The organism is Janthinobacterium amylolyticum (assembly GCF_051380655.1).
GTDB lineage: Bacteria > Pseudomonadota > Gammaproteobacteria > Burkholderiales > Burkholderiaceae_D > Janthinobacterium.
Map to the genome: position 1 here is coordinate 411,668 of NZ_JBNYXL010000006.1, position 16,940 is coordinate 428,607.

A 16,940-nucleotide genomic window follows, 5' to 3' on the forward strand; every position below is an offset into this window, starting at 1 on the left:
CTTCCTCCCCATACCGTAAGATCGCCTTTTAACGGTTAAAGAGTGGAAGAGTTATGTTGGAAAAATACCATGGACATACGAATCCCATAGCCGGCAGATGAAAGCAATATCAGCGCCATGGAGATTGGCCTGGGTAATAAGACCAAAATCATCGGAAACATAAGCAGCCAAGTCTGGATTGCCCGTTAGTTGAAACACGGTCTTAAAGGCTGCTTCCCTAACCTCCTTGCTCGCCGTCTCGTCTACCGAATAGCCGACCACCAGCTTTTCATTGCTTTCAAGCCAGTCGGCATCGAAGGCAGCACTGTCTCTTAAATCTAGCACTGCATCCCAGTCACGCTCCTGCGCGAAAATTCTTTCGAAAAATACGCCGTCGTTGATCTTGCCTAAAATGTCGCTGGTTTGCATCACTTCTCCTATGAGGCAGCACATCGGGTATCCGCAGTCTGCGGCCAAAGAATACTCGACTTCATAGTTTTTAGCGATCAATAAAGCGCTCGCAAAAATGACCGCTACTGGCCGATTCTACTTGGTTGTGTCGCATCCGTCATCGCCACTTGCGGCCCCTTTGAGGGCATTCAAATTACAACTACGCTCAGCAAAAAACGGTTGTTGACGCTGCGCTGTTCCACGCATTAGCCAATCAGTTGCGCTCGTGCGTTTGTAAAATCCGCGCCATCAAGAGACTCAACAAAAACACTATGTCCCCAGAATAGTCCGCCGTCTTCATACCTAAGGTCAACGCTGGAGTCCCCAGTGATCGTTACGCTACTCAAAACGAAACGCGTTTTAAACTCAGTGGAACTGAGCATTGGATTTACTACAGTCTTGGTAGTGCCGTCGTCCTGGACCTCATCATACTCATTCCACCCAGAGTTATAGGTATCCAAGAGATCAGTTGTGATTATTTCCTTCGAAATCCGGTCGTAAGTTTCTAAAGAGCTTGCGATAATCGCGGCAAACGCCAACACATCATCGAGCGCAATATCATCCAGTTCAATTATTAGCGGGATACTGCGGCGATCGAAAAAAAGCGTCCCTACGCCCGATTCTTCACCAATTTCGAGAGTTCCTAACTGGGGATGTTGCACAAGTCCTCCTGATGCATAGATTGATTCTTTGTCTAACTGATCGTTGTAAACGACCGCTTCTGTCCGATAGCATCCATCGAAATGCTGCGGTGAGCAATTCATATGTCACGCAAACGGAAAAACCCAGCACCGATATTATACAAACGTATAATATACAGTACTGGGTTTCTATACAGCTTGCACTGTAACTCCTTGAATCTAATGGTCGGGGCGAGAAGATTCGAACTTCCGACCCCATGCACCCCATGCATGTACGCTACCAGGCTGCGCTACGCCCCGACGAGGTGGGAATTATAGCAGAGGCTTTTAGGTTTTTGCCATGCTTTCCGCAGGATTCATGTCGAACTGCGCAAAGATTTTCAACAGCCCATGGCAAGCAGCCTATTCGTTCAGCAGCAGCGCCGTCAGGACGATGCGGAAACCGGCGATCAGGGGCTCGACCTTCATGTGCGGATTGTGCACCAGGCGCACGGGCAAGCCCTGGTACATGGCGATCATGGTGTTCAAACGCCCTTCCAGCATCTCCGCATCGGCCGGCAGGCCGCGCTTGATGCGCGCATCCCTGATAATCGACAGGAACAGGGAACGCGAGCGCACGTCCGCGCAATGCAGCATTTCGGCGATGGCGGGATTGCGCGACGCTTCGGCGAAGATTTCCAGCGGCATCACCCAGGTTTTCGGGTCCAGGCTTTCCAGCACGTGTTCGCCAGCATTGTCGATCACGGCCTGCAGCGGATCTTCGCGCAGCGCCAGGTCCTGCATCAGGTTGGTCACCCGCTCCATGTTCTTCAGCACGAAGGCGGCGATGATCGCATCCTTGCTGTCGAAGTAGTTATAGATGTGGCCCGCGCTCATGCCGGCTGCTTTCGATATCTCGGCCATGCTGGCGCCGTGGAAGCCGCGGCGGCTGAAGCAGCTCTCCGCCGCATCGAGCACCTGCTTGCGCCGCGTGTTGGCGCGCTCGGGATCCGGATGCTTCTTTTCAACTTGGTTCATGACTTTTCCAGTAGCGCGCCGGCCCTGCCCCTGCGGACAAGGGCAAGGCCGGCGTCGGCGTCCCCGTGATTATTGGACGCCGCCAGCCGCCGCGACGGCTGTCTGCTCAGGCTGCCAACCGCCGCCCAGCACCTTGTACAAGGTCACCAGGTTGGTCGATTTGGCCAGGCGCGCCGTGATCAGGCTTTGCTGCGCCGTGTACAGCGCGCGCTGGGCCACCAGGGCGTTCAGGTAGGACTCGGCGCCCTGCTTGTAGCGCGCGTCGTGGATGGTGTAGCTCTTCGTCGACGCCTCGACCAGCGATTCCTGCGACTGCAGGCGCTCGTCGATGGTGCCGCGCTGGGCCAGCGCATCGGACACTTCACGGAAGGCGACCTGGATCGCCTTTTCGTATTGCGCCACGGAGATTTCACGCTGCACCTTGGCGATATCGAGATTGGCGCGGTTCACGCCGCCATCGAAGATCGGCAGACTGATCTGCGGAATGAAACTCCACGTGCCGCTGCCCGCCTTGAACAGGCCGGACAGGTTGTCGCTGACCGAACCCGCCGTCGCCGTCAGCGAAATGCGCGGGAAGAAGGCCGCGCGCGCCGCGCCGATGTTGGCATTCGCCGCGCGCAGGGTGCGCTCGGCCGCCAGCACGTCGGGACGGCGTTGCAGCACGTCAGATGGCACGCCGGACGGAATCTCCGCCAGCGCCGTCACGGCGCCGAACTCGGCCTGCGGCAGCAGGTCGGCCGGCACAGGGCCGCCCACCAGCAGCACCAGCGCGTTCTGGTCGAGCGCCACCTGGCTGGTGTAGACAGCCACGTCGGAACGGGCCGACTCGACGCTGGTCTGCGCATCGTATTTGTCCAGGCCGGACGTGGCGCCGGCACTGAAGCGGCGCACGGCCAGGTCATACGACGACTGCTGGCTCTTCAAGGTGTCCTGCGCCACGCGCAGGCGCTGCTGGTCGGCCACCAGGTTCAGATAGGTGCTGGCCACTTCGGCCACCAGGCTGATCTGCTGCGCACGGCGTGCTTCTTCCGTGCCCAGGTATTGCTCCAGCGCGCTGTCGGACAGGCTGCGCACGCGGCCAAAGAAGTCCAGCTCGTAGGCCGATACGCCCAGGTTCGCCGTGTACTGGCGATTGATGGACGCTTCGCCCGTGGCGCTCTGATTCTTAGAGATGCGCGTGGCCGTCTGGCCGCCGGCTGCCGACAGGGTCGGGATCAGCGCGGCGCGTTCGATGCCGTAGGTGGCGCGCGCCTTCTCGATGTTCAGGATCGAGACGCGCAAGTCACGGTTGTTGGCCAGCGCCAGTTCCAGTACCTGGCGCAGGCGCGCATCGGCAAAGAACTCGCGCCAGGCGACGTCCGACACTGGCTTGGCGTCGGTGGCGGCAGTGTCGGCCTTGTAGGACGGGCCCGTCGGCCAGCTTGCGGGCGCCGGCGCTGCCGGACGCTCGTACGTGGGAGCCAGGCTGCAACCGGCCAGCAAGGCCAGTGCCGCCATGGAGAGTAGCGTTTTTTTCATATTAATGCGCATCCTTAGAAAGCGTGACGGCTGGCGAACCAGGCGTCGCCGGCGTGGTCGGCGCGTCCGACTTCGAGAAGAAGCCGCGCACCAGCACGAAGAACACCGGCACGAAGAAGATACCGAGGAACGTGGCCGTCAACATACCGCCCAGCACGCCGATACCGATGGCGTTCTGGCTGCCCGAACCGGCGCCGCTGGAAATGGCCAGTGGCAGCACGCCCAGGCCGAAGGCGATCGAGGTCATCAGGATCGGACGCAGACGCAGACGCACGGCGTGCAAGGTCGCGTCCAGCAGCGACATGCCCGATTCCTGCATTTCCTTTGCAAACTCGACGATCAGAATCGCGTTCTTCGCCGACAGGCCCACCACCGTGAGCAAGCCCACCTGGAAGTACACGTCATTCGACAGGCCGAACAGCCACGTGCCCAATACGGCACCGATCACGCCCAGCGGCACGACCAGCAGCACCGAGAACGGAATCGACCAGCTTTCATACAGCGCGGCCAGGCACAGGAAGACGATCAGCAAGGACAGCGCGTACAGCTGCGGCGTCTGCGAACCGGATTCGCGCTCTTCCAGCGAGACGCCGGTCCAGCTCATGCCGATACCGGCTGGCAGCTTGGCGACCATTTCTTCCATCGCGTTCATGGCGGCGCCCGTGCTCTGGCCAGGTGCCGGCGTCCCCAGGATCTCTACGGACGGCAAGCCGTTGTAGCGCTCCAGGCGCGGCGAAGCGTAGATCCACTTGCCGGTGGCAAAGGCCGAGAACGGCACCATTTCGCCGGCGGCATTGCGCACGAACCACTTGTTCAAGTCTTCCGGCAGCATGCGCGAACTGGCATCGCCCTGGATGAAGACCTTCTTCACACGGCCGCGGTCGAGGAAGTCGTTGACATACGAACTACCCCAGCCGACGCTCAGCACGCGGTTGATTTCCGAGATCTGCAAGCCCAACGCGGTAGCTTTCTGCTGGTCGATGTCGATCTTGTACTGTGGCGTATCTTCCTGGCCGTTCGGGCGCACGCCCACCATGACCGGGTTTTGCGACGCCATGCCCAGCAGCTGGTTACGTGCCGCCATCAGGGCGTCGTGGCCGACACCGCCGATATCCTGCAGCTGCATGTCGAAACCGGTGGCGTTACCCAGTTCCAGCACGGCAGGCGGGGCGAAGGTAAACACCATCGCGTCCTTGATCTGCAGCAGCTTGCCCATGGCGCGGCCGGCGACGGCAGGCGCCTTCTGTTCCACCGCCTTGCGTTCAGCCCAGTCTTTCAGGCGCACGAAGGCGATACCCGTATTCTGGCCGTTACCGCCGAAGCTGAAACCGGCGACTGCAAACACGGAAGCGACGTTATCTTTCTCGCTGTTCATGAAGTGGTCTTCGACCTGCTCGATCACTTTCAGGGTGCGCTCTTGCGTGGCGCCCGTCGGCAATTGAATCTGCGTAAACAGGATGCCCTGGTCTTCTTCCGGCAGGAAGGAGGTTGGCAGGCGCATGAAGAGGAACACCAGGCCAGCGAGCAAGATGACATACAGCAGCATCGAACGGGCGCGGTGCGTGATCATGGCGCCGACCCAGCCCTGGTACTTGTTGCTGCTGCTGTCGAAGCTGCGGTTGAACCAGCCGAAGAAACCCTTGTTGGTGGCGTGATGGCCCTTCTCTACCGGTTTCAGCAAGGTGGCGCACAGCGCCGGCGTAAACACCAGCGCGACGATGACGGACAGCACCATCGACGAGACAATCGTGATCGAGAACTGGCGGTAAATCACGCCCGTCGAACCGCCGAAGAAAGCCATCGGCACGAACACGGCCGACAGCACCATGGCGATACCGACCAGCGCGCCCGTGATCTGCGTCATGGACTTGCGCGTCGCTTCCAGCGGCGACAAGCCCTCTTCGCTCATCACCCGTTCGACGTTTTCCACCACCACGATCGCATCATCGACCAGCAGGCCAATGGCCAGCACCATGGCGAACATGGTCAGTGTATTGATCGAATAGCCGAAGGCGTTCAGGATGCCGAAGGTACCCAGCAGCACGACCGGCACGGCCATGGTCGGGATCAGGGTGGCGCGGAAGTTCTGCAGGAACAGATACATCACCAGGAAGACCAGGATAACGGCTTCAACCAGGGTTTTGACCACTTCTTCGATGGACAGTTTCACGAACGGGGTGGTGTCGAACGCTACCTGGTAGCTCATGCCTTCAGGGAATTGCTTGCTCAGGTCCGACAACATGGCTTTCGCCGCGTTGGCCGTATCGAGCGCATTGGCGCCCGTCGCCAGCTTGATCGCCACGCCGGTTGCCGCATGGCCGTTGTAGCGGGCCACGGTGTTGTAGTTCTCGCGGCCCAGTTCCATGCTGGCCACGTCCTTCAGGTGCACCATGGCGCCGTCGGTGGTGGTTTTCAGCAAGATGGCACCGAACTGCTCCACCGTTTGCAGACGGCTCTGGGCCGACACGGTGGCGTTCAGCTGCTGGCCCTTGACGGACGGCGTGCCGCCCAGCTCGCCAGCCGACACTTCCGCATTCTGCGCCTGCACGGCCGTGATCACGTCCGCCGGGGTCAGGTTGAAGCTTTGCAGCTTGGCAGGGTCGAGCCAGATGCGCATGGCGTACTGCGAACCGAACAGGGTCACATCGCCCACGCCGGCCACGCGGCTCAGCGGATCGACGACGTTGGCGGCCACATAGTCGCTCAAGTCGGTCTGGTCCATCTTGCCGTTTTCGGAAATGAAGCCGAACACCATCAGGAAGTTCTTGGTGGCTTTCGAGACGACCAGGCCCTGTTGCGTGACAGCCGTCGGCAGCAGTGGCGTGGCCAGTTGCAGCTTGTTCTGTACCTGCACCTGGGCGATATCAGGATTGGTGCCACTGGTAAACGTCAGCGTGATGCTGATGCCGCCGGTCGCATCGCTCGACGAGGCCATGTAGCGCAAGCCGTCGATACCCTTCATCTTTTGTTCGATGACCTGGGTGACCGCATCTTCCACGGTCTTGGCGGAGGCGCCAGGGTAGGAGCCGCTGATCGAAATCGACGGCGGAGCAATGCTCGGGTACTGCGCGATCGGCAGGCTGAGGATCGAAATTATGCCGGCAAGCATGATGACGATCGCGACCACCCAGGCGAAAATCGGGCGGTCAATGAAAAAACGGGCCATTAATATTCTCCTGAATTAGTGGGCGCTGGCAGGCGATGCTGCGGCAGAAGCTGCAGCGGCAGGCACGGCAGCTGCCTTGGCCGGCACGGCAACGGCTGGTGCGCCTGGCTTGACTTTTTGCAAGCCTTCCACGATCACGCGGTCGCCTGCGGCCAGGCCGGAGGTCACCAGCCAGTCGGTACCGATGGTGCCGCTGGTGGTCAGCACGCGCTGCTCGACCTTGTTTTCCTTGTTCAGGATCAGGGCCGTGGCCTGGCCCTTCTGGTTACGCGTCACGCCCACTTGCGGCACGGTGATGGCTTTTTCATCGACGCCCGTTTCCAGCTGCGCACGCACGTACATACCTGGCAGCAACTCGCCTTTCGGATTGGGGAACAGCGCGCGCAAGACCACGTTGCCGGTGGTCGGATCGACCGACACGCCAGCGAACTGCAGCTTGCCCGGTTCGCTGTACTTGCTGCCGTCCGGCAGGATCAGGTCCACCTTGGCCTGGCCTTCGCCGACTTTCTTCAGGGAACCATCTGCCATCTGGCGGCGCAGGCGCAGCAGTTCGGTGCTCGACTGGGTCACGTCGACATAGATCGGGTCCAGTTGCTGCACGGTGGTGAGCGCTTCGGCCTGGCCAGCCGTGACCAGCGCGCCGGCCGTCACGGTCGAGCGGCTGGTACGGCCGCTGATCGGTGCCGTCACGGTGCTGTAGCGCAGGTTGATATTCGCCGATTCCAGCGCCGCTGTGGCGGACTCGACATCTGCCTTGGCTTGCTCGAACGCGGCCAACGCGTCATCGTATTCCTGGCGGCTCACGCCTTCGATGGCCACCAGTTCCTTGTAGCGGGCCGCTTTCGGGCCAGCCGTCAGCAGGTTCGCCTTGGCTTTCGACAGGGCTGCCTTGGCCGAATTGGCGGCAGCCTGGTAAGTGGCCGAATCGATCTGATACAGGGCCGTGCCCGCTTTCACATCGCTACCCTCGACGAACAGGCGCTTCTGGATCAAGCCACCGACTTGCGGGCGCACATCGGCGACTTGATAGGCATTCGTACGGCCGGGCAATTCGGCACTCATCGGCAACGCGGCCGGATTAACAGTAAACACGACCACCTGTGGCGCTTGCTGCGCGTGAGGTGCTTCCTGTTTTTTACTGCAGCCGGCCATGATTACAGTGGCGCACAGAACGGCAATAGCGCCGCTCGTACGCGGCGACGTCAAGGAAAAGGTTGGTTGCATCTTGGACTTTCTGAAAAAGAAGCTGGCTAGTGTCGTTAGAAATGACTAAATTTATTAACGCAGATCAAAGAATGAACGATCATTCTAAAATCGTCAAGCATCGTTACAATTGAAACATAGTAACTTTTGAGCGCGCTTTGTTATCAATGATGCAATTAAATGAGTGCAGCAACAGCAGCGGCAAGCCAACAGAGTTCAGTCAAAAACCAGGTGGGAGCGGCAAAACGGCCATGCGGGAAAGTTGGATTGAGTGAATACTGTAGCAGGGTAAAGGGTTCTTTGCTGAAGCGGTGACGTGTGCGCAACACTTTCCTGACGTGCAAGCACGCGGCCGATAATTATTTACCAATGGTATCGAAAACGCATGCAGCGGCCGATGCGCTACACTGCTAGCCCACAGCGTGGCCATAGCGGGGGTCCAGTGATGACAGCACAGGTGCAATCAGCGATGCCGGAAGACGGCTCAGACGGTGCGGCCGGCCCCGGCACGCCGCCATCAAAGCCACCACTGCTGTCGACCGGCGTCGCCGGCCTCGACACCATCCTCACGGGCGGCCTGCTTGCCGAGCGCCTGTACCTGGTCGAAGGCGAGCCGGGCACGGGCAAAACCACGCTGGCGCTGCAATTCCTGGCCGAAGGGGCGCGCGCGGGCGCCTGCGCGCTGTACATCGCGCTGGCCGAATCCGAGATCGAACTGCGCGCTGCCGCCCTGTCGCATGGCTGGGACCTGGCCGGCATCGCCATCGAAGAGGTGGCGCCCAGCGATGACATGCTCGACCCGCAACGCCAGTACAGCATCTTCCACCCGTCCGAAATCGAGCTGGCGTCGACCAACCAGCGCATCATGGCCGCCATCGAAAAGCACCGCCCTGCCCGGCTGGTGCTCGACTCCCTGTCCGAACTGCAACTGCTGGCGGAAAATCCCCTGCGCTACCGGCGCCAGGTGGTGGCGTTGAAGCAATACCTGGCCAGCCGGCACTGTACCACCCTGCTGATCGACGACCGCTCGGCCCTCGATGATGGCTTGCAGGTGCGCAGCGTGGCCCACTGCGTGCTCTCGCTGGAACTGCAAAACCAGGACTACGGCAACGACCGGCGCCGCGTGCGCGTGGTCAAATACCGGGGCGTGCCATTTCGCAGCGGCACCCACGACTACAAGATCGCGCACGGCGGCCTGGTGGTCTATCCGCGCCTGGTGGCGGCCGATACGCGCCGCGATGGCAGCCACCAGCAGTTGTCCAGCGGCGTGCCCGACCTTGACGCCATGATAGGCGGCGGCCTGGAAGAAGGCATGAGCACGCTCATTTCCGGCCCCGCCGGCAGCGGCAAGTCCACGCTGGCGGCGCAATTCGTGCACGCGGCCACGGAACGCGGCGAGCCCTGTGCCATGTTCCTGTTCGAAGAAGCGCGCAGCAAGCTGCTGAACCGCGCCGATGGCGTCGGCATGCACCTGAAAGCGGCGCTCGACACGGGTTTGCTCAGTGCACAGCAAATCGATCCAGCGGAACTGACGCCCGGCGAATTTGCCCAGGCCGTCGTCGATGCGGCGGACCGGGGCGCCCGCGTGATCGTCATCGATAGCCTGAACGGCTACATGCATGCGGTGCCCGACGAGCGCTTCCAAAGCACCTACCTGCATGAACTGCTCAACTACCTGTGCCAGCGCGGCGTGGCCACCCTGCTTGTCGGCGTGCAGCAAAACATGCTGGGCACCTCGATGACCACCTCGGCCGACGCCAGCTACCTGGCCGACAGCGTCATCATGCTGCGCTACTACGAAACGGAAGGCGAAGTGCGGCAAGCCATTTCCGTCTTCAAGAAGCGCGGCAGCGCGCATGAGCGCAGCATCCGCCGCTTCGAGATCAGCCCGCAAGGCATCCGCATCGGCGCCGCCCTGGCCGGTTTCCACGGCATCCTGTCGGGCATGCCCACCGTCGGCGGCACGCCATTTCCCTAGGGCTCGCCATGGAACAGCGCATCCTGATCTACGCGCCGGCCGGCCAGGACGCCAACCTGGCCGGCGCCGTGCTGGCTAGTGGCGACATTGCCAGCCATGCCTGCCATTCGCCCGGCGAGCTGGCCGAGCAGCTGTCGCTGGGTGCCGCCGGCGTCCTGACGGTAGACGAGGCGCTGCATGCGGGCGCCTACCAGGTGCTTGATGACTTCGCGCGGCAACAGCCGGACTGGTCCGACCTTCCCATCATCCTGCTCACGCATGGCGGACAGGATTCCCTGCCGCTGCGGCAAGCCATTTCCACCCTGGGCAACCTGACCCTGCTGGAGCGCCCCGTGCGCATACTGACCCTGATCACCTCGGCGCACGCCATGCTACGCGCGCGCCAGCGCCAGTACCAGATGCGCGAAACGCAGCGGCGCAAGGATGAATTCCTCGCCAGCCTGGGGCATGAACTGCGCAACCCGCTGGCCCCCATCAAGACCTCGGTGGCCCTGCTCAGCCACCTCTACCCTGAGTCGGAACAGGTATCGAGGGTAAAAGGCGTGATCGAGCGCCAGGTCACGCAACTGACGCGGCTGGTCGATGACTTGCTGGACGTGGCGCGCATCACGCGCGGCAAAGTGGAATTGCAGCGCCAGTACATCGTGCTGCAACAATTACTCGGCCATGTGACCGAGCTGTGCCAGCCGGCCGCCAGCAGCCGCCACATCGGCATCAGCCTCGACCTGCCGCCGCAGCAGGTGGTCTTGCACGCCGACTATGCGCGCGTGGTGCAGGTCTTCGCCAACCTCGTCTCGAATGCCGTGAAATTCACGCCACCAGGCGGCCACGTCAGCATTACCGCGCGCATGGAAGACGGCTTGCTGCGCGTTGCCATCGAAGACAACGGCATCGGCATCGGGCAGGACGTCATGCCGCGCATCTTTTCCATGTTTGAACAGGGGCCAACCGTGCCGGGGCAGATCGCCAGCGGCCTCGGCATCGGTCTGAGCCTGGCGCGCCAGTTCGCCGAAATGCACGGCGGCAGTATCGCCGCCTACAGTGCCGGAGCGGGCCTGGGCAGCCGCTTTGTCGTCAGCCTGCCCGCCAGCCTGGCGCCGGACGCCGCCGCCGGCGACGCGGCAACGGCAGAGGCGGTGCCGGCGGCCGCGCGCCATGCCGTGCGCGTGCTGGTGGTGGATGACAACCGCGATGCGGCCGATTCGCTGCAAACCCTGCTGCAACTGGAAGGCTATGCTGTCGACGTCGCCTACGATGGTGAAGAAGCACTGGCGGCCATCGAGGCAGCCTGGCCGCAATTGATCGTGATGGACCTGGGCATGCCGGGCATGGATGGCTATGAAGCGGCGCGCCGCATCCGCCTGCAGGCGCGCGGGCGCGAGGTGCTGATGATCGCCCTGACGGGCTGGGGCCAGGGCGACGCCCGCCTGCGCACGCAACAAGCGGGCTTCGACCATCACCTGACGAAACCGGTCGACTTCGACGCCATCGCCGCCCTGCTGGGCCAACACCTGGCGCGGCAGGGCTAGCCGGCGCTGCGCTTGTTCCCGCCTTGCCTGTTCCCTGCCTATGCTCTGCTGATTGTCTGCTGATTCCCTGCCTGGTCCGCACTTATTTCCAATTGCCGCGCAACTCCTGCACCTTCTGCTGCAGCAGTTCCGGCGTGGCTTCGCTTGGCGGCACGGGCACGCCGACGGCCAGCGACAGGCGCGAGCGCAAGCCCGCCTTGAAGGCGCGCTCGAACAAATGGCCATTGCGGTGGCTCAACAAATGCCCCCACAAGCCGCGCAGCGCCAGCGGAATCACGGGCACCTTGCTGCGCTCGACAATCTTGGCGATGCCGCCCTTGAATTCGCTGATCTGGCCCGTGCGGGTCAATTTACCCTCGGGGAAGATGCACACCAGTTCGCCTTCATGCAGCGCTTGCGCGATATCGATGAAGGCCTTTTCCATGAGGAAGGGGTCTTCCTTGGCCGGCGCGATCGGTATCGCCTTGGCGGTGCGGAAAATCCAGCCCATCAGCGGCGTCTTGAAGATGCGGTGGTCCATGACGAAACGGATGGGACGGGGGCTGGCCGCCATGATGACGATGGCGTCCACATAGCTGACATGGTTGCACACCAGCACGGCCGCGCCTTCTGTCGGAATGCGCTCGCCATCGACGACTTTTACGCGGTGCACGGTCTGTATCAAGATCCACGCGAGGAAACGCATGAGGAATTCCGGCACCAGCGAGAAAATGTAGGCCGCCACCAGCGCGTTCAGGATGGCCGTGACGAGGAACAGTTCGGGGATGGTAAAGCCCTGGCCCAGCAGCACGATGGCCACGCCGGCGGCCGCCACCATGAACAGGGCGTTGAGGATGTTCATGCCGGCGATGGTGCGCGAAATATGTTTCGGGTCGCAGCGCGTCTGGATCAGGGCGAACAGGGGCACGATGAAAAAGCCGCCGAAGACGCCAATCATGACGATGTCGATCAGGATGCGCGGCACGCCCGCCTGGCCCACAAAAGCCAGCGCATCGACCACCTGCGTATTCACATACGCATTGCTGGCGAAATACAGGTCGATGCCGAACAGCGACAGGCCGATGGAGCCGAACGGCACCAGGCCAATCTCGATCTTGTGGCCAGACAACCTTTCGCACAGCAGCGAACCCGTGCCGATGCCGACGGAAAACACGGTCAGCAGCAGCACGAACACGCTGTGGTCGCCATGCAGGAAATCCTTCGAATACACGGGGAACTGGGCCAGGATCAGGGCGCCATAGAACCAGAACCAGGAATTGCCCAGCATGGCCAGGAACACGGGACGGTTCTTGCGCGAAAAATTCAGGTTGCGGAACGATTCGGCGACAAAGTTCAAGCTCACCTTCAAGTCCGGCTCGGGCGCCGGCGTGCGCGGCACGCGGTAGCTGGCGATCAAGCCGAACAGCGCCACGGCGATCGTCGCGCCGGCCACCAGTTCCACGCCCAAGGGCTTGTGCACGATCAGCACGGCGCCGAGGATCTCGCCCAATAAAATGCCGACAAAGGTGCCCATCTCGATCAGGCCATTGCCGCCCACCAATTCCTCGGGTTTCAGCTGCTGCGGCAGATACGCATACTTGACGGGGCCGAACAGGGTCGAGTGCACGCCCATGCCCACCACGGCGGCCACCAGCAGCCACAGGGTGTGCGTCATCCAGCCGGCGGCGGCCACCGCCATGATGGCCAGTTCCATCCACTTGACGAAACGCGCCAGGCCCGCCTTTTCAAACTTGTCGGCCAGCTGGCCTGCCGTGGCCGAAAACACGACGTAGGGCAGGATGAACAGGCCGGGGATCAGGTTGGTGATGGTGGATGGATCGAGCGTGGTCCAGCTCAGCGCATCGTAGGCGAGGATCACCATCAGCGCCGTCTTGAACAGATTGTCGTTGAAGGCGCCAAAGAACTGGGTCCAGAAAAACGGCCCGAAACGGCGCTGCGACAATAAGGAAAACTGGCTGCTTTGACTCATGGCATGGGGGACGGGCAATTAAGGAATTGCTAAAATACAGCACTATCTTGCGCACGACAATCTTAATGTCCGGGTATTGCTTTTAGTCAATACCCAAGCGTCCCCGAAGCGCCATGCTGGCCGCGTGCCTTGCAGCTTTCCCTGCATCACAAAAATCGCCCATTTCTTGATAATAAGGTAATGTGCGCATACTGCGGGTACCGACTCCCCGCCCCTCCAGGAAAGCTGACCCATGTTTGGATTGATAACGCTGTTCATCCTCGGCGTACTGATCACCGCCTTTGTGCAAGTGCTGCAGTACCGCAGAAAGGTGGCCGATCTGGAATTGCTGACGGCCCGCTTGCGCAAGGAAGTCGACGGCATCCAGCAGCGCCTGCAAGCGCTCGATGGCCAGGCCGGCACGCCGCTGACCGCGGCCGTGGTGCAGCCCCCTGCGCCGGCCACTTCCCCTGCGCCTGCGCCAGTGCCAGTGCCAGTAGCGGTGGCCACGCCGCCACCCGCGCCAGCGGCGCAGGCGGCCGGCATCAAGGTGGCCGAGACAACATCGGCAGCCATGGCCGCACCGGCGCCAGCCGCGTCCGTCGCGCCTGCGCCACCGGTCGCAACGACGCCACCGGTGCCACCCACGCCGCCGGTTTCGCCACCTGCCGCGCCGAACACCCCGTCCTGGGTCGCGCACCCCGATGGCCTCCTGGCCAAGGCGAAAAACTGGCTGTTTACGGGCAACCTGGTCGCCAAGCTGGGCTTGCTGATCCTCTTCCTCGGCGTCAGCTTCCTGCTCAAGTACGTGGCGGCGCAGGTGACATTGCCCATCGAGCTGCGCCTGGCCGGCATCGCGCTGGCCGACATCGCCCTGCTGGCCTGGGCCTGGCGCATCCGTACCAGCCGCCCGGGCATCAGCCTGCCGCTGCAGGGCACGGCGCTGGCGATCCTGATGCTGGTGACGTTTGGCGCCTTCCGTCTGTACGAACTGATCCCGGCCGGCCTGGCCTTCGGCCTGCTGTTCGTGCTGACGGCCTTTACCTGCCTGCTGGCCGTGCTGCAGAACGCCGTCTGGCTGGCCGTGTTCGGCATCGTCGGCGGCTTTGCCGTGCCCTTGCTGGTGTCGACAGGCAGCGGCAGCCATATCGGCCTGTTCAGCTATTACGCGCTGCTCAATGCGGGCGTCTTTGCCATCGCCCTGAAGCGTGCCTGGCGCGTCCTGAACGTGCTCAGTTTCGGCTTTACCTTTGTCGTCGCCACCGCCTGGGGCTTGCTGCGTTATACGCCCGAGCACTACCTGTCGACGCAGCTGTTTTTGATCCTGTTCGTGCTGTTCTATATCGGCATCGCCATCGCCTATTGCGCGCGGCAGGCGCCGCGCCTCAAGCACTACGTCGATGGCACCTTGGTATTCGGCACGCCGCTGGCCGCCATGGGCCTGCAGTACAGCCTGGTCTGGAATTTTAAATTTGGCCTGGCGTTTTCCGCCCTGGCCGCCGGTTTGACCTACACGGGACTGGCCGTGGCCCTGTGGCGCCGGAGCGGCTTCAGGCTGCTGGCCGAAGCGTTCCTGGCGCTGGGCGTCGTGTTTGGCACGCTGGCCATCCCCTTCGCCCTCGACGGCCGCTGGACCTCGGCCGCCTGGGCGCTGGAAGGGGCGGGCATCGTCTGGGTCGGCCTGCGCCAGCGCCAGACCCTGGCCTGGGCTTTCGGCCTGCTGGTACAGGCGGGCGCGTGGATTGCCTTCCTGTTTGCCATGCTGCAACTCGATGCGGCAGCGGCCCTGCAGGCCAACCTCTGGCTCGGCTGCCTGCTGCTGGCCGCCGCCGCGCTGGTGATGACCTTCAATTTCCGCCGCCACGGCAGCCACCTGTATCCGGAATTCATGGCCAGCCTGTCCGTGCTGTTCCTGACGGCCGCCACGGCCTGGCTGCTGGGCGGCGTGTGGAACGAGATCCTGCTGCGCACGGATAACGCCACGCAGCTGAACCTGCTGACCGTCAGCGCCCTGGGCGTGGCAGGCCTGCTGGCATGGCTGGGGCGGCGCGAAGACTGGCATGCGCCGCGCGCCTTGCTGCTGGCCGTGCAGGTGCTGGCGGGCATGGTGCTGCTGAGCCGCAGCAGCTGGGCCTGGGATGCGCACCCGGCCAGCCTGCTGGACGGCTCCTTCCTCAGCGCCCTGCTGCTGGGTGGCGCCGCCTTTGCCAGCGCGCGCTTCCTGGCGCTGCGCGCGCGCGGCGGCGACGCGCTGCTGGCGCTGGCAGCGCGCCCGTTGCTGGTGTGGAGCGGCTTGCTGTGGTTTGCCGCCATCCTCGTGCCGCTCACCGGCTGGCTGCTGCGCCTGCTTGACGGCGACCTGAGCATGCAGCCGCACGCGGGCGAGCACTGGCTGGCGCTGTATCTGCTTGCCGTCAGCGTGACGGCGCCCGTGTCCGCCATCCTGGCGCGGCGCCTGGACTGGCCACAGCTGCGCTGGTTCGGCGTGCCGGCCTGGATCGGCCTGGGCTTGTGGAGCGCCAACCTGCTGCTGGCGCTGTACCTGCGCGACTACCTGCCGACGGCCCTGTCGTGGCTGGCACTGGCCGGCGCCCTGGCCGCCGGCGAATATCTGCTGCTGGCCTGGCCAAAGGCCCCCTGGAACCTCGACGTGCGTGTGCTGCGCCTGCTGCATACCTTGCGCACGGCGGCGCCCTGGCTGATGCTGTGGCCTGTGGGCGCCATGCACGTCAACAGCTGGCTGGCGCGCCACGAGGACAGCGTCAGTCCTGCCTGGGCCCGCTACTTGCCGGCCTGGGCCATGATGCTGGCACTGGCCTGGCTGATCCGCCGCTGCCGCGCGGGCGGCTGGCCCGTGGCGCCCATCGCCGGCTGGTACCAGCGCACCCTGATACCGCTGGGCGCGCTGTGGTCACTGCTGCTGATTGCCGCATGGAACGTGCTCGACGACGGCGGCATGGCCCCGCTGCCCTACTTGCCGCTACTGAATCCGCTGGACCTGAGCACGGGCTTTGCCGTCCTGCTGGCCACCGCCAGCTACCGTCTGTTGCCAGCGGGCCAGATGCCGCTGCCGGCCCTGTGGCAAGCGCGATTGCCCGTCGTGGCCGCCTGCCTGCTGTATGGCTGGTTCAACCTGATGCTGCTGCGCACGGTGTCGCACTACCTGGGCGTGCCCTATACCTTTGACGCCATGCTGGCCTCGCAATTCGTGCAAGCCATGCTGTCGCTGGTGTGGAGCATCACGGCCTTACTGCTGATGCGCCACGCGGCCCGCCATCAACGGCGCCAGCAGTGGAGCCTGGGCGCCGTGCTGCTGGGCCTGGTGGTCGTGAAACTGTTCCTGATCGACCTGTCCAACGTGGGCGGCATCGAGCGCATCGTTTCCTTCGTGGGCGTGGGTTTGCTGATGGTGCTGATCGGCTACCTGGCGCCCTTCCCCAAGGCTGCCGCACCCGCGCCAGCCGAACCACAGGCGGGAGCCGCATGAAACCATCATTCCTCTTTTGCACAT

General features: G+C 62.9%; 10 protein-coding genes and 1 tRNA gene. 3 read left to right on the plus strand and 8 right to left on the minus strand.

Going from position 1 to position 16,940, the window contains the following annotated elements:
- Window positions 1-51 precede the first annotated feature (51 nt).
- The 7 genes from ACQ4WR_RS15530 to ACQ4WR_RS15560 all read right to left on the minus strand — a co-directional run bounded on the left by ACQ4WR_RS15530 (window position 52) and on the right by ACQ4WR_RS15560 (window position 7,995).
- Window positions 52-408 (minus strand): immunity protein PIM1 family protein, encoded by a 357-nt coding sequence (locus ACQ4WR_RS15530; RefSeq protein WP_035820925.1) that lies wholly within the window; start codon window positions 406-408, stop codon window positions 52-54.
- A 227-nt stretch (window positions 409-635) separates the two neighbouring features.
- A complete protein-coding gene (locus tag ACQ4WR_RS15535) occupies window positions 636-1,091 on the minus strand; it encodes a DUF2262 domain-containing protein (protein WP_051958928.1) in 456 nt (151 codons plus the stop codon).
- Between the two features lie 202 nt (window positions 1,092-1,293).
- A tRNA-Pro gene (locus ACQ4WR_RS15540) sits at window positions 1,294-1,370 on the minus strand.
- Between the two features lie 102 nt (window positions 1,371-1,472).
- The gene (locus ACQ4WR_RS15545; protein WP_102294056.1) at window positions 1,473-2,087 is read right to left on the minus strand and encodes a TetR/AcrR family transcriptional regulator; all 615 of its coding nucleotides are present in this window, start codon (window positions 2,085-2,087) and stop codon (window positions 1,473-1,475) included.
- A 69-nt stretch (window positions 2,088-2,156) separates the two neighbouring features.
- On the minus strand, window positions 2,157-3,605 hold the full coding sequence (gene adeC, locus ACQ4WR_RS15550) for an AdeC/AdeK/OprM family multidrug efflux complex outer membrane factor (protein WP_102294055.1): 1,449 nt from the start codon (window positions 3,603-3,605) through the stop codon (window positions 2,157-2,159).
- A 1-nt stretch (window position 3,606) separates the two neighbouring features.
- Entirely contained in the window at window positions 3,607-6,771 is a 3,165-nt protein-coding gene (locus tag ACQ4WR_RS15555) for an efflux RND transporter permease subunit (RefSeq protein ID WP_102294054.1), read from the minus strand.
- Between the two features lie 15 nt (window positions 6,772-6,786).
- A complete protein-coding gene (locus ACQ4WR_RS15560) occupies window positions 6,787-7,995 on the minus strand; it encodes an efflux RND transporter periplasmic adaptor subunit (protein ID WP_436488293.1) in 1,209 nt (402 codons plus the stop codon).
- 448 nt (window positions 7,996-8,443) lie between these two features.
- Between ACQ4WR_RS15560 and ACQ4WR_RS15565 the strand changes: the two genes are divergently transcribed.
- Window positions 8,444-9,952, plus strand: a complete 1,509-nt coding sequence (locus ACQ4WR_RS15565) for an ATPase domain-containing protein (RefSeq protein WP_102294052.1) — start codon at window positions 8,444-8,446, stop codon at window positions 9,950-9,952.
- A gap of 8 nt (window positions 9,953-9,960) precedes the next feature.
- Window positions 9,961-11,481 (plus strand): hybrid sensor histidine kinase/response regulator, encoded by a 1,521-nt coding sequence (locus ACQ4WR_RS15570; protein WP_436488295.1) that lies wholly within the window; start codon window positions 9,961-9,963, stop codon window positions 11,479-11,481.
- Window positions 11,482-11,563: 82 nt separating this feature from the next.
- Here the strand turns inward: ACQ4WR_RS15570 and ACQ4WR_RS15575 are convergent, their stop codons facing one another.
- Window positions 11,564-13,450, minus strand: a complete 1,887-nt coding sequence (locus ACQ4WR_RS15575; protein WP_436488297.1) for an MFS transporter — start codon at window positions 13,448-13,450, stop codon at window positions 11,564-11,566.
- A 232-nt stretch (window positions 13,451-13,682) separates the two neighbouring features.
- Here ACQ4WR_RS15575 and ACQ4WR_RS15580 point away from each other — a divergent pair, with 232 nt between their 5' ends.
- Window positions 13,683-16,916 (plus strand): DUF2339 domain-containing protein, encoded by a 3,234-nt coding sequence (locus tag ACQ4WR_RS15580; RefSeq protein ID WP_436488299.1) that lies wholly within the window; start codon window positions 13,683-13,685, stop codon window positions 16,914-16,916.
- The last annotated feature ends 24 nt before the right edge of the window (window positions 16,917-16,940 follow it).